Annotated in this window: 11 protein-coding genes; all 11 read right to left on the bottom strand. The window is 42.0% G+C overall.

The genetic code is table 11. The annotated features are described in order from the left end of the window. Window positions 1–41 precede the first annotated feature (41 nt). The 11 genes from PGU50_RS01535 to PGU50_RS01485 all read right to left on the bottom strand — a co-directional run bounded on the left by PGU50_RS01535 (window position 42) and on the right by PGU50_RS01485 (window position 14,346). A complete protein-coding gene (locus PGU50_RS01535; RefSeq protein WP_117834464.1) occupies window positions 42–1,415 on the bottom strand; it encodes an NAD(P)/FAD-dependent oxidoreductase in 1,374 nt (457 codons plus the stop codon). 602 nt (window positions 1,416–2,017) lie between these two features. After that, window positions 2,018–2,551: a prolyl-tRNA synthetase associated domain-containing protein gene (locus PGU50_RS01530; RefSeq protein ID WP_270246023.1), complete on the bottom strand. Its 534-nt coding sequence runs from the start codon at window positions 2,549–2,551 to the stop codon at window positions 2,018–2,020. Window positions 2,552–3,320: 769 nt separating this feature from the next. Continuing rightward, a complete protein-coding gene (gene ppdK / locus PGU50_RS01525; protein WP_117822757.1) occupies window positions 3,321–5,957 on the bottom strand; it encodes a pyruvate, phosphate dikinase in 2,637 nt (878 codons plus the stop codon). Window positions 5,958–6,301: 344 nt separating this feature from the next. Continuing rightward, the gene (locus PGU50_RS01520; RefSeq protein ID WP_270246022.1) at window positions 6,302–7,702 is read right to left on the bottom strand and encodes an aminopeptidase; all 1,401 of its coding nucleotides are present in this window, start codon (window positions 7,700–7,702) and stop codon (window positions 6,302–6,304) included. 71 nt (window positions 7,703–7,773) lie between these two features. Continuing rightward, a complete protein-coding gene (gene folK, locus PGU50_RS01515; protein ID WP_055157486.1) occupies window positions 7,774–8,595 on the bottom strand; it encodes a 2-amino-4-hydroxy-6-hydroxymethyldihydropteridine diphosphokinase in 822 nt (273 codons plus the stop codon). 13 nt (window positions 8,596–8,608) lie between these two features. Next, on the bottom strand, window positions 8,609–9,418 hold the full coding sequence (folP, locus tag PGU50_RS01510) for a dihydropteroate synthase (protein ID WP_270246021.1): 810 nt from the start codon (window positions 9,416–9,418) through the stop codon (window positions 8,609–8,611). Between the two features lie 16 nt (window positions 9,419–9,434). Then, on the bottom strand, window positions 9,435–9,971 hold the full coding sequence (locus PGU50_RS01505) for an HD domain-containing protein (protein WP_227084685.1): 537 nt from the start codon (window positions 9,969–9,971) through the stop codon (window positions 9,435–9,437). 4 nt (window positions 9,972–9,975) lie between these two features. Next, window positions 9,976–10,530, bottom strand: a complete 555-nt coding sequence (gene folE / locus PGU50_RS01500; RefSeq protein ID WP_008372045.1) for a GTP cyclohydrolase I FolE — start codon at window positions 10,528–10,530, stop codon at window positions 9,976–9,978. Next, window positions 10,524–11,849 (bottom strand): bifunctional folylpolyglutamate synthase/dihydrofolate synthase, encoded by a 1,326-nt coding sequence (locus PGU50_RS01495; protein ID WP_270246020.1) that lies wholly within the window; start codon window positions 11,847–11,849, stop codon window positions 10,524–10,526. Before PGU50_RS01495 ends, folE begins: the two co-directional genes overlap by 7 nt. 80 nt (window positions 11,850–11,929) lie before the next feature. Beyond that, window positions 11,930–13,333, bottom strand: coding sequence for a dihydrolipoyl dehydrogenase (lpdA, locus tag PGU50_RS01490; protein WP_270246019.1), 1,404 nt, complete (start codon window positions 13,331–13,333; stop codon window positions 11,930–11,932). 14 nt (window positions 13,334–13,347) lie between these two features. Continuing rightward, entirely contained in the window at window positions 13,348–14,346 is a 999-nt protein-coding gene (locus PGU50_RS01485; RefSeq protein WP_270246018.1) for a lipoate--protein ligase, read from the bottom strand. Between the last annotated feature and the right edge of the window lie 24 nt (window positions 14,347–14,370).

Raw genomic sequence — 14,370 nt, 5'->3', positions numbered from 1 at the left:
TATTTTACTTTTCCATCCCAGTCCGACTTTTTATTTGCAGACTATTCTTCTTCGCTGATAATATGTCTCGCAACATAAACACCACTTGCAGATGCATGGGACAGAGAATGTGTAACACCACTTCCGTCACCGATCACATACAGTCCCTTATGGCAGCTTTCCAGATTCTTATCGATCTCTACTTCCATATTGTAGAATTTAACTTCCACACCATAGAGAAGGGTATCGTCATTTGCTGTACCAGGTGCTACCTTATCCAGAGCATAGATCATCTCAATGATTCCATCCATGATTCGCTTTGGAAGAACCAGACTCAGATCACCAGGCGTTGCTGATAAGGTTGGTGTTACCAGACCTTCTTCAATACGCTTTTCTGTACTTCTTCTTCCACGTACCAGATCACCAAAACGCTGTACGATCACACCACCGCCTAGCATATTGGAAAGTCTTGCGATACTTTCACCATATCCGTTACTGTCCTTAAATGGCTCAGAGAAATGCTTTGCAACCAGAAGGGCAAAGTTGGTGTTGTCCGTCTTTTTTTCATTTCCTTCATAGCTGTGTCCGTTTACTGTGATGATACCGTTGGTATTTTCATTTACCACAATACCGTTCGGATTCATACAGAAAGTACGCACATTGTCCTCGAATTTTTCTGTGCGGTATACGATCTTGCTCTCGTAAAGCTCATCTGTCAGGTGTGCGAAGATCACTGCCGGAAGTTCTACACGGACACCAATATCCACACGGTTTGATTTGGTCGGGATTGCAAGATCCTTGCAGACTTTTTCCATCCATTTGCTTCCACTTCGTCCGACAGAAACCACACATTTCTTACATTCATAAGTGCCATTTTCACATATAATGCGGTATCCGCCATCAGTGATCTCGATTGTCTCAACCGGTGCATCAAAGAAGAAGTCCATTTTATCCTTCATCTGATCATAAAGATTCTGAAGAACGACGTAATTGATATCTGTTCCCAGATGACGTACAGATGCATCCAGAAGATTCAGCTTGTTCTGAAGACAAAGCTTTTTAAATTTTGTTCCGGCTGTGGAGTACAGTTTTGTCCCTTCTCCACCATTTTCCATATTGATCTCATCGACGTACTTCATCAGCTCAACAGCCTGTTTTTTACCGATATACTCAAATAAAGTTCCGCCGAAATCATTGGTGATATTGTATTTTCCATCTGAAAATGCTCCGGCTCCGCCAAATCCGCACATGATCGAGCAGCGTTTGCAGTTGATACAGCTCTTTACTTTTTCGCCATCAATCGGACATTTTCTCTTTTCCAGCGGATAACCTTCTTCAAATACTGCGATCTTGCAGTCTGGTTTCTTTTTCATCAACTCATAAGCAGCAAAAATTCCGCCTGGTCCGGCACCGATAATAATTACATCATACTTCATCCGTATATCTCTCCTTTTATTTGCATGATAAAATGATGATACCAGGGTCAAAAGGTCAGAAAGCCGATGCAAGTTTGCTTGCAAAAGGATTTTTGACCTCTTGACCCGCCAAAAACATGAGTAAGTAGCCATTTTTCAAAGAAAAATGAGCGGATTACGAATGTTTTTGAGGATTGCGAGAGTGCAAAGCACGTAGCAATCTGGTATCAAAGGGGTCAAAATACCTTTTGACCCTGACATCTTATGATATGAGTGTCAAAAGTAAATTTTGCCCCTCACTGGTGTAATCAGATTGCTCCATTGCTAAGCAATTCCCGCAATCCTAATATGTCACATAATAAAACTGCCGTATATCCGTCTGTGTCCAGATGATTATGCACGGCAGTTGTCCTTCTTTTGCACAACCTTTCATATTTTAAGAGAAATCTTTCTTTTCGTCAAGGTGTTTCTTTCTTTTTTTATATGAATTTTGCATGAATTTATTTTCTTTTTTATATAGATTTTGTAATATTTTTCATTATCCAGTTTTTATATTTGCACTGTCAAAAATCTTTCTGTTTCTATATTGCTGTTTCTGCTACCCTTTTCGTTTTCTGGCGGATTTACAGCTTCACAATGGTCGGCTCATGTTCCATTGCCGGAATAATCTTCTCCACCAGATCTTTTGTCCGAAGTCTGAGACTCGATGTATTGATGCATGGATGACATCCGATATATTCTCCTGTAAGCACATCTTCATCGATCAGAAGCCGTACCATCCTGTCCTTATCATTCATCAGTCCAAGCACACTTAAAGATCCCGGCGTGATGTCCAGATATTGTTCCATATACTCCGCTTTTGCAAAAGAAAGTCTGGACGAACCGATCTGCGCTGACAGATCCTTTGTTTTAAACACCTTATCTCCCGGAAGCATCAGTAAATAAAACCGTGTCTCCTGCCGATTGCATAAAAGTAGATTCTTGCAGATCGTCGCCTCCAGCATCCGGTCAATTTCCTCGCATGCTTCCATTGTCATTGCGGCTTCGTGGTCGATTCTCTGGTATACGACTCCAAGCGAATCAAGGACGTCATATACGCGGATCTCCTTGTCCATTCTGCCCTGTGTATCTGTTGGTCTTCCGTTTACTAATTCCATGTATTTCTCCTCCGTCCTAGACTTTATTCTTTTTAAACATTTCATTCTCTGCATACTTGTATAGCAAATGTTCATCGCGGTGTAAGATTTTTCCAAACAGCTCTATCTCTCCATCAGAGTATCCTTCTCCCCAACAAGCTAATTATATCATAAGTCCTTTTATATCAAATATTTTTCTATCAGATTCTCTATTATCTTTGAATTCAATACATTTTGTTCTGTCTCAAAAGTTATAATCAACCGATCGCCTGGATATATATGATTTATTTGATACAATTCTATTTTTCGCACAGCTGCTCTTGCATAACGATTTTCTCCAAATGTTCTTGCTCTTGGATAAGCATATTTTTTAATTTATACATAGACTATCCCCCTTTATTTGAAATTGTTTTTATCTATCGTTTTATTTCTTTTTGATTTATTTTCGTGTTTTTGGAATACGATATGATCAACATTTCCTGTCGCTTCCATTGATTTACTTTAGATATTTGTGGATTACAATCAATTTTCTTCTTCATCACAATTGACTTATTTCTCATTCCATAGAATATCATCAATTTTTTTCCACTATTATTGATTTGTTTTAGATTTTAATAACTTGCAATCATCAAAGTCTCCTAAAATTAAAGACTTTGACTTGTTTCCATGAAACATGGAATGCATTCTTTACCAGAAAAAATCTTCCCGATAGAAAAATCCCCCTGACATCCATTTCATAGATATCAGGGGGATTCTATTATTCATTATTCGCTATAATATCTGTATATGCTTATTTTGCATTCTTCTGAGCGATTGCAGCCTGAGCAGCAGCCAGACGAGCGATCGGTACACGGAATGGTGAGCAAGATACATAATCAAGACCAATGCTGTTGCAGAATTCTACAGAGCTTGGATCTCCACCATGTTCTCCACAGATACCAACGTGAAGTTTCGGATTAACCGGTTTTCCGAGTTCGATAGCCATCTTCATAAGTTTACCAACACCTGTCTGGTCAAGTTTAGCAAATGGATCGTTCTCGAAGATCTTAGCGTCATAGTAAGCGTCAAGGAACTTACCAGCATCATCACGTGAGAATCCGTATGTCATCTGTGTAAGGTCGTTTGTACCGAAGCAGAAGAAGTCAGCTTCTTTTGCGATGTCATCAGCTGTAAGAGCAGCTCTAGGAATTTCGATCATTGTACCAACTTCGTACTCAAGGTCGCTTCCTGCAGCAGCGATTTCAGCGTCGGCTGTTTCTACTACAAACTTCTTAACATATTTAAGCTCTTTGATATCGCCAACCAGCGGGATCATGATTTCCGGTTTAACATTCCAATCCGGATGAGCTTTCTTAACATTGATAGCAGCACGGATAACTGCGCTTGTCTGCATCTTAGCGATTTCCGGATAAGTTACAGCAAGACGGCATCCACGATGTCCCATCATTGGGTTGAATTCGTGCAGAGAGCTGATGATTGCTTTGATCTGGTCAACAGATTTGCCCTGTGCATCAGCAAGTTTCTTGATATCTTCTTCTTCTGTTGGAACGAATTCATGAAGCGGTGGATCAAGGAAACGGATAGTAACCGGATTTCCTTCCAGTGCTTCATAAAGTTTTTCGAAGTCTCCCTGCTGTTCCGGAAGGATCTTAGCAAGTGCAGCTTCTCTTTCTTCTACTGTTTCAGAGCAGATCATTTCACGGAATGCATCAATTCTGTTGCCTTCGAAGAACATATGCTCTGTACGGCAAAGTCCGATACCTTCAGCACCAAGTTCGCGGGCTTTCTTAGCATCAGCTGGTGTATCAGCATTTGTACGAACTTTCATAGTTCTGTACTTGTCAGCCCATCCCATGATTCTTCCGAATTCACCTGCGATTGTAGCGTCTACAGTCGGGATGATTCCGTCATAAATGTTACCTGTAGATCCATCAAGAGAGATTGCATCTCCTTCATGGTATTCTTTTCCACCAAGTGTGAATTTCTTGTTTTCTTCATCCATGTTGATATCACCACAACCAGATACACAGCATGTTCCCATACCACGTGCAACAACGGCTGCGTGTGATGTCATACCACCACGAACTGTCAGGATACCCTGAGCAGACTTCATACCTGTGATATCTTCCGGTGATGTTTCAAGACGTACAAGAACAACTTTTTCTCCTCTTGCAGCCCATTCTACAGCATCATCAGCTGTGAAGACGATCTTACCACAAGCAGCTCCTGGAGATGCTCCAAGTGCTTTAGCCATCGGTACAGCAGCTTTCAGTGCAGCTGCATCGAACTGTGGATGAAGCAGTGTATCAAGGTTACGAGGATCGATCATAGCAACTGCTTCTTCTTCGGTTCTCATTCCTTCATCAACGAGATCGCAAGCAATCTTAAGAGCAGCCTGAGCTGTTCTCTTACCATTACGTGTCTGAAGCATGTACAGTTTACCATGTTCTACAGTAAACTCCATATCCTGCATATCTCTGTAATGTGTTTCCAGAGTCTTGCATACTTCTTTGAACTGTTTGAATGCTTCTGGGAATTTCTGTTCCATTTCTGAAATGTGCATTGGTGTACGAACACCTGCAACTACGTCTTCTCCCTGAGCATTTGTAAGGAATTCTCCGAACAGTCCGTTATTTCCTGTAGCTGGGTCACGTGTAAATGCAACACCTGTACCACAGTCATCACCCATGTTACCAAATGCCATCATCTGTACGTTAACAGCAGTTCCCCATGAATACGGGATATCGTTGTCACGACGGTATACATTTGCTCTCGGGTTGTCCCATGAACGGAATACGGCTTTGATAGCTCCCATTAACTGTTCCTTTGGATCTGTCGGGAATTCAGCACCGATTTTTTCTTTATATTCTGCCTTGAACTGGTTAGCTAATTCGTGAAGATCTTCTGCTGTAAGTTCAACGTCCTGTTTAACGCCTCTTTCAGTTTTCATCTTGTCGATCAGTTCTTCGAAGTATTTTTTACCTACTTCCATAACTACGTCAGAGTACATCTGAATAAATCTTCTGTAGCAGTCCCAAGCCCAACGTGGGTTGCCTGATTTTTCAGCAAGTACATTGACAACGTCTTCGTTAAGACCAAGGTTCAGGATTGTATCCATCATACCAGGCATAGATGCTCTTGCACCAGAACGAACGGAAACAAGAAGTGGATTCTCTTTATCACCGAATTTCTTTCCTGTGATTCCTTCCATCTTTGTAATAGCTTCCATGATCTGAGCCATGATTTCTTCATTGATCTGTCTTCCGTCCTCATAATACTGAGTACAAGCTTCTGTTGTGATTGTGAAGCCCTGTGGCACTGGAAGACCTAAGTTTGTCATTTCAGCAAGGTTAGCGCCTTTTCCACCAAGCAGGTTTCTCATATCGGCATTACCTTCTGTAAACATGTAAACCCATTTTGTTGCCATTTTACAATTCCTCCTCGTTATTGGTAATTGATATATATAAAACTTGAAAATCACAGTCAGACTGGTAACTGTCTGCTCTTTTCATATCTTATATCGCCCTTAAAAAACGGATTTTACCGCACTAATATTGTAAATGTTTTAACTGTGATAGTCAACCCTTATGCACTTTTTTTCGTACAAAAAAAGTGAATTTATAGAAGAGTTCAATTTCTTCAAGTGATTTCTTCTATAAAAAAATCTCCGTAATTAAATTTCTTTTATATACTATAAATTTTGTTATTATCAGAAAAAAATCAGGCAAAACCGGACTGTATCCATTGTTTTGCCTGAGTTCTTTTCATCTCTTACATATTCAGAAGGAATGCTCTGTATCCCTTTACTGCTTCATACACATCAGCTTTGCTGCTGACTTCATAAGGTGCATGCATGGAAAGTACAGCAACACCGCTGTCAATCACTTCCATACCATAATTTGCCATAATATATGCGATGGTTCCGCCGCCGCCTACATCGACTTTACCAAGTTCTGCGAACTGGTAAGTAACGCCTGCATCGTCCATCACCTTGCGCAGTCTTGCAAGATATTCTGCATTTGCATCATTGGATCCGCTCTTTCCGCGGCTTCCTGTAAACTTGTTGAATGCAAGTCCCTTTGTAAAGAAAGCGGCACTTCTCTTTTCAAATGCTTCTGCAAACATCGGATCATAAGCAGCGCTTACGTCAGAAGAAAGCATTCTTGAATTAGCAAGTGCACGGCGTACCTTCAGTTCAGATTCACCTTCTGTAAGTGCAACAAGCTCTGCAACTGTATTTTCAAAGAAACGAGAATGCATTCCAGTTGCTCCGACGCTTCCGATCTCTTCTTTATCTACTAACAGACAGCATCCTGTACGCTTTGCATTTTCCACATCCAGCATAGCGAACAGAGAAGTAAATGCGCAGACTCTGTCATCTTGTCCATAAGAAAGGATCATGCTGCGGTCAAATCCACAGTCTCTTGCCTTTCCGGCCGGAACAATTTCCAGCTCAGCCGATGCAAAATCCTCTTCTTCGATTCCATAGTTTTCTTTTAAAATATGAAGTACGTTAGCCTTGATCGTTTCCTTTTCTTCTTCATCAAGTCCCTCCGCTTTATCAAGCGGACTGTTTCCAATCAGAAGATCCAGTTTTTCTCCTTCAATCACTTCACTTGCTTTCTTTGACATCTGGTTTGCTGCAAGATGAACAAGAAGGTCTGTAATAACAAATACCGGATCAGACTCTTTTTCCCCAATGCTGATCTCTTCTACGCTTCCATCTGTTTTCGCAACAACACCATGAAGTGCCATCGGTCCTGTTACCCACTGGTATTTTTTGATTCCACCATAGTAATGTGTATCCAGATAAGCCATTCCTTCACTTTCATATAATGGATTCTGTTTCACATCAATACGTGGTGAATCGATATGAGCTCCAAGGATATTCATACCGTTTGAAAGCGGTTCTTCGCCCATACGGAACATGGCAAGCATTTTTTCCATGCATACCGCATATACTTTATCTCCTGCTTTCAGGCTCTTTCCTTCTTTCAGAACATCTTTGATATCCTGATATCCTGCTTCTTTCGCCATCTCAACCGCAAGCTTTACGCATTCACGCTCTGTCTTTCCGGCATCCAGGCAAGCTTTGTACTTTTCATTGATTTCATGAAGTTCTTTTTTGGCAGCTTCATCATAAGAGCTCCAGAGATTCTTTTTTTCTTCCATTTCTATACCTCTCTTCAATTCAGTTGGGATTCCCCACAATATTTTTAGTATAATCCTCTCCCGATAAGAAGTCAATTATTACCCTTTAACTTTACAAGCATTTCCGTCATCGTTTTCTTCAAAACCGGATGCCGTTTATGCGGTGCGATCTCACACATTGGTCCAAGCACAAATTCCCTGTTCTGCATATCGATATGTGGTATACATAAATCATCCTCTTCAATGATCTGATCCCCATAGAAAATGATGTCCAGATCCAGTGTCCTCGGTCCCCATCTGCGGATTCGCTTTCTTCCGGCTTCCTGCTCAATTCGGTGTAACAGCTCCAGAAGCTCATGCGGGGTAAGCAGTGTTTCCATTTTCAGTGCCCCGTTCAGGAATTCATCCTGATCCGTCACACCATATGGCTCGGTTCCGATCAGTTTCGATACCTTCAGGACTCTGCAAAGTTTTTCATTTTTCAGCTCTTCTACCGCATTCTCAATGTATTTTTTCTTATCACCCATATTCGATCCGAGTGCGATAAACGCTTCATTCCAGCAACGTTCAATCTTCACGGAAACCGTCTCAAGCGGCAGTCCTACCGGTGCCCATGGCTTCTTTACTTCCACCATGACTTTCCGGATCTTCTCATCAAATAATAAGATCTCTTCTGCAAGCTGCTCTGCTACTGCTTCGATCAGCCTGTAATTCTTCTCTTCCATCTTTTCTTTTATCAGATGGGAAATGGTTCCGTAATTCACAGACGCTTCCAAGTCATCCGTTTTTCCCGCCTTGCGTGTATCCACATATAAAATGCAGGAAACCAGAAACTTCTGTCCCAGTCTGTTTTCTTCCGGATACACCCCATGATTTGCAAATATTTCCAGGTTTTCAATTTTTATCTGATCCATCTTTTTCTCCTGCTTACTCTCTTGCCAGAATCACTTCTGTCATCTTGATCGCTCTGCGGTTTTTCTCAGCATCATGAACGCGCACAAATCCATAATGGCTCTGTACTGCCATCACGGTTGTGACAAGAGTTCCCTCTTCCCTTTCTGTTACCGGCAGATCCAGTGTCAGACCGATCATGGATTTTCTGGAAGTTCCAAGAAGCATCGGATATCCAAGTCCGTTAAAAAGATCCAGATGCTTCATCACATCCAGGTTCATCTCGTAGGTCTTTCCAAATCCAACCCCCGGATCCAGCATGATCCGGTCATCTTCAATCCCAGCCGCTTTCGCTGTATCTACACACTTCTGCAATTCTGCATACATATCCTTCAGGAAATTCTTGTACACCGCCTCATTTTTATTATGCATCAGACAGCATGCCGCATCATATTTTTTCACAAGACCTGCCATCTTTTCATCGTACTGGAATCCCCAGATATCATTTACCAGATCTGCTCCTGCCTGAAGTGCTGCCTCTGCCACCTCACTCTTATAAGTATCAATCGAAACCGGCACATCAAAATTCTTTTTGACAGCCTCGATAACCGGCGCAGTTCTTGTAATTTCTTCTTCTGACGTAATCTGCTGGTGTCCTGGTCTTGTGGACTCTCCTCCGATATCCAGGATATCGGTTCCGCCTTCTAAAAGCTCTTCTGCATGACGCATTGCCGCATCATAACCGTTCCACTTTCCCCCGTCCGAAAAAGAATCCGGTGTCACATTCAGTATTCCCATAATATAAGTATGTTTTGCTGTGTCAAATTCTTTATTCCCAATTTTCATTTTGTTTCCTCGTTTTCTACCAGATGATTTTCTGATTCTTCTTTTCTCCGCTCCAGTTACAGTCCTTCTCAGCCGGACACGTATAACACGCACGGGAAATCTTATCTGCATCATAAAGGATTTCTGCAAGCTGCCACTTATCCTGCCCTGCATTTTCTGTCTCTTCTGCATTGCCCCGGTGACTTAAAATTGCAAAAAGAATCCTGTCCGACTCCTCCTTTGTAAATCCAGTCTCTTCCAGAATCCTTTTTGCAATTTCAGCACTCGCTATCTCATGGGGAACTCCCGCCTTATACTGCTGCCATTTCCCGATATCATGAAGTAATGCCGTCGCATAAATCTCTTCTTTTCCAAAGGCATATCCACGCTCCATCGAAAAAATATACATCAGACGTGCCACGTCCAGAAAATGGTTCATATCATGATGGCAGAATATTCTTTCCTTTTCTGCATCTTTATTCTTTACCAGTCCTTCTATAAAAAGAGGATGCTCATATATTTTCCAGATTCTCTGCATCCTCCTCTGTTCTTCCAGTTTTCGTTTTATTTCCATCGCACTAACCTATCATACGGAAAAACATGTTCTGCAGCTTTTCATTTTCTTCAAATGCACCTCTTGTAACAACACTGACCGTCTTGCTTCCCGGCTTCTTGATTCCACGCATGGTCATACACATATGCTCTGCCTCAGCAAGTACCATTACTCCCTTTGGATGAAGATTCTCCATCAGGGCATCCGCGATCTGTGCTGTCATCTGCTCCTGCAGCTGAAGTCTTCTGGCAAACACTTCCACAGTCCGTGCAAGCTTGCTAAGTCCCACTACCTTTCCATCCGGAATATAGGCAATATGAACCTTTCCGTAAAATGGCAGCATATGATGTTCACACATGGAATAAAACGTAATATCTTTTTCCACAACCATCTCATTGTTTTCTGCTGTAAATGTCTTTTTCAGGTGTTCCGCTGCATCCTCATTCATTCCGCCACAGATTTCTTCATACATTCTTGCAATCCGGTCCGGTGTCTCAGCCAGTCCTTCCCTATCCGGATCTTCACCGATTCCTTCCAGTAAAAGACGGATTGCCTGTTCTACTTTTTTATGATCTACCATAATGTTCTCTCTTCCTTTTTTCTTTCAAACACGTTTGTTTCCCGTTCAAGTCTTATCACTTCTCCCAGATAAGATAAGGAACCAAACACCAGAACAACATCTTCTTTCCCACATTCTGCTTTTGCTTTTTCAAGCGCATCTGCAATGTTCTCTGCCGGTTCTGACTGTACGTTCTTGGTCTTTAATACTTCACATAATCTCTCTTTTCCCAGATTTCTCTCCCCATTTGGAAGATCGATCGTATACACCTTTGAAAGATACGGAGCCATGATCTCTGCGATTTGTTCATATTCTTTATCTTTAAAAACCCCCATCACACCGACAATCTTTCTGTCCGTCAGATAGGTTCTCACATTTTCCGCAAGTCTTCTTGCGGCATCCCTGTTATGCGCTCCGTCGGCGATCACGGTCGGTTCTTTTTCAAGTACCTGAAACCGTCCAGGCCATGTCACTTTCACAAATCCCTTTCTTACAGCGTCTTCCGGAATCGGGACACCGCTCCTTCTTAACGCATCCACAGCTTCCAATACTGTCGCCGCATTGTCAATCTGATATCTGCCAGCCAGGCGAAGACGGATATCTTTATATTCTCCATAAGAAAAAATCTGTCCATCCATCGTTTCTTCAGAAATCACAGCCTTTTCCGGATGCGAAACCACAAACCGGCATCCGCACTCTCCGGCCTTTTTCTGGAGGATATCGGTCACAGACATCTGCTGTGGAGACGTGACAACTGCCAGACATGATGGTTTTATAATTCCGGCTTTATTTTCTGCTATCTCTTCTAATGTGTTTCCCAACACTCCGATATGATCCATACTGATCGATGCAAAAATACTCAAAACAGTTGTATCTATTACATTTGTCGCATCAAGAAGCCCACCCATTCCGGCTTCCAGAACGACATAATCACACTGTTTTTCTCTGAAATAGAGAAATGCGATCGCTGTTTCTATCTCGAAAACAGTTACGGTAAGATCCGTTTTTTCTTCTACTTTTTCTGCTGCCTCTTTCACCTGAGATACAAAAGGGGCGAGCTCGTCCTCCGCCATCCATTGGCCATCAACCTGAAATCGTTCCATATATCCCATCACGGTCGGAGAACAGTATCTTCCGGTTCGGTATCCAGCCTGCTGCAGGATACCGGAGAGTCCGGCGAGAATCGATCCTTTTCCATTAGTCCCGGCTATATGTATAAATTTCAAATCTTTCTGCGGATTTCCAAGCTCACCCAATAAGCTCTTTATACTATCTAAGCCAAGTACACTTCCGTATTTCGATACATGATCCAAATATACCCTTGCTTCTTCGTATAACATGATTTAATTTTCCTTTTTGTACTTTTCAGCATATGCTGATATCTGAATATTTTATCATATTCCCTTACTGCTGTACAGTTCTATTTCTTTTTCTTTGGTACAACGTGGATCGCTCCACCCTCTGCTTCTTCCAGGGCTTCTCCGATTCCTTCGTTATACGTCGGATGTGCACGCATTCCCTTCAAAAGCTGTGCAACCGTCATTTTATTTGCAATCGCAGTTACAAATTCACTGATCATGTCAGTGGCTCTTGCACACATCATCTGTGCTCCGAGAATCACATCTGTCTCTTCATCTGCCACGATCTTGATAAATCCTCTTTCTTCTTTTGTAATAAGCGATTTACCATTGGCACTCATGATAAATTTACCAGTCTTCACTTTGATTCCCTGTTCTTTGGCTGCATCTTCGGTAACACCTGCTGATGCGATTTCCGGATCTGTATAAACACACCCCGGAACCACATCCAGATTCACAGAAGGTTCTTTTCCCGCCAGCTGTTCTGCAACAACGATTCCCTGTGCACTTGCTGCATGGGCAAGCTGTGCGCCAAAGATCAGATCACCGATCGCATAGACTCCCGGAATACTGCTTTCGAATTTATCATTTACAAGAACACGTCCTCTTTCCATATCCGGAGCAGCACCTTCTGCAAATAATCCGTCGGTATTCGGGCATCTTCCGACTGCACACAGAACATATTCTGCTTCTACAGTCTGTTCTTTTTCTTTTTCAACGAAGGTACATACACAGGTATCCCCTTCCATATGCACACCCTGTACTGCTGCTGATGTATGGCTTTCTACGCCACGTTTCTTCAGGATCAGTTTCAGGTTCTGTGCAATCTCTTTATCCATATTTGGAACCAGACGCGGCATTGCTTCAAGAATGGTAACCTTAGATCCAAGTGCGGAATATACGGTAGCAAATTCTACACTGATCACACCGCCACCGATGATAACCAGACTCTTTGGAACTTCTCTCATCTTGAAGAGTTCATCACTTGTCAGAACTCTCGGAAGATCCATTCCCGGTATTGGAAGAATCAGTGGTTTGGAACCAGAAACCAGAATGACATTCTCTGCTTCAATAGACTGTTCTTCATTCCCTGTAATCTTAACTTTTTTCCCCTCAAAAAGTGTGCCTTTTCCATGATATCTTGTTACACCGTTTGCCTGCAGGAGCTGTTCTACTCCCTGAACAAGCTGTCCGGTTGTCTGCTCCTTATATTCCAGAATTTTTTCAAAATCATAAGTAACATCTGATGCTGAAATTCCGAAGCGGTCCGCTTCTTTGATTTCACGATATAATGTCGATGCATGAATCATTGCTTTTGCCGGAATACATCCTCTGTTCAGGCATGTTCCCCCGACTTCTCTCTCTTCGATCACTGCGGTCTTCATTCCAAGCTTCGCAGATTTGATTGCTGCCACATATCCTCCCGGACCGGCTCCAATTACTACTACATCAAACTTCTCGCTCATTTTATTTCATCCTCCTACAGTTCCTCGCCCTGAATCCATTCGATAATGTCTTTCATCATCTCTTCTTCCTGTGGATCATCTGACCAGAACAGCCCCAATTCCGTACAGATACTTTCCTTTCTGTACTTCAGTCCTTTCAGATACTTCGGAAGTGTATGTATGAAATCCGGATTCAGTGCATCCGACCATGCAATTGCATCCTTGATCTTTCCTGATTCTACTGCAAACTGAAGTGTAATTCCTCCCCATCCAAAACGGTGGGAAAGCTCATACTGAAAATCAATTTTTCTGCCATAGAGCCAGTTCCATGAAGAGAAAAATTTCTCTCTTTCTGCAATTACTCCGGTATCAAGGTCTTCTATTTTTTTATCACGTACCTTTAATCCGTATACCTTTTCAAATGACTGCTTAAGTGCCACCTTCAGTTCTTCCATTGTAAGCTCCGGAAGATAATCTCTTAAATTTGTCACTCTGGATTTTACCGAATCAACCCCCTTTGATTTCAGTTTATCCTTTGATACAGTCAGATATCTGGATAAGGTTTCCATGTTTACTCCTACCATGATCGTGCCATGGTGATAGCAATGTTTTTCCTGCTCATAAAACGCATTTCCCGAGAATTTCTTTCCATCGATCAGGATATCGTTACGCCCGGATTTTTCAGCCTTCAATCCAAGGATCCCCATCGCTCCTATGATTACCTGCAGTTGCCGGTTCAGATCATATTCTTCTTTACTGATCAGAAATGTAAAGTTCATATTTCCCAGATCATGGTACACAGCTCCACCACCTGACAGGCGCCTGGCAAGATGACCACCTTCTTCTTCCAGCTTTGTTGTTCTACATTCTTTCCAAGCATTTTGATTCCGTCCGATAACAACTGTATTCTGATTCTGCCACAAATAAAGAATACATTCTTTATCCTCGCAGTGGAGGAGCAAATACTCCTCCACTGCAAGATTTCTATATGGACTGAACTGATTGCTTTCAATATAAGTAATCTTTTCAATCATAGTTTTTCCCTCGCTTTAAGCTAT

Source organism: Coprococcus sp. AM11-30B (genome assembly GCF_027674365.1).
Classification (GTDB): domain Bacteria; phylum Bacillota; class Clostridia; order Lachnospirales; family Lachnospiraceae; genus Allocoprococcus; species Allocoprococcus comes.
Note: the sequence above shows the minus strand (reverse complement) of the source record. Positions and strands in the feature narration are given on the sequence as shown.

Coding starts and splice junctions, on each gene's coding strand:
- PGU50_RS01535 (WP_117834464.1), bottom strand. CDS start 1,415: ATGAAGTATGATGTAATTATTATCGGTGCCGGACCAGGCGGAATTTTT.
- PGU50_RS01530 (WP_270246023.1), bottom strand. CDS start 2,551: ATGGAATTAGTAAACGGAAGACCAACAGATACACAGGGCAGAATGGAC.
- ppdK (WP_117822757.1), bottom strand. CDS start 5,957: ATGGCAACAAAATGGGTTTACATGTTTACAGAAGGTAATGCCGATATG.
- PGU50_RS01520 (WP_270246022.1), bottom strand. CDS start 7,702: ATGGAAGAAAAAAAGAATCTCTGGAGCTCTTATGATGAAGCTGCCAAA.
- folK (WP_055157486.1), bottom strand. CDS start 8,595: ATGGATCAGATAAAAATTGAAAACCTGGAAATATTTGCAAATCATGGG.
- folP (WP_270246021.1), bottom strand. CDS start 9,418: ATGAAAATTGGGAATAAAGAATTTGACACAGCAAAACATACTTATATT.
- PGU50_RS01505 (WP_227084685.1), bottom strand. CDS start 9,971: ATGGAAATAAAACGAAAACTGGAAGAACAGAGGAGGATGCAGAGAATC.
- folE (WP_008372045.1), bottom strand. CDS start 10,530: ATGGTAGATCATAAAAAAGTAGAACAGGCAATCCGTCTTTTACTGGAA.
- PGU50_RS01495 (WP_270246020.1), bottom strand. CDS start 11,849: ATGTTATACGAAGAAGCAAGGGTATATTTGGATCATGTATCGAAATAC.
- lpdA (WP_270246019.1), bottom strand. CDS start 13,333: ATGAGCGAGAAGTTTGATGTAGTAGTAATTGGAGCCGGTCCGGGAGGA.
- PGU50_RS01485 (WP_270246018.1), bottom strand. CDS start 14,346: ATGATTGAAAAGATTACTTATATTGAAAGCAATCAGTTCAGTCCATAT.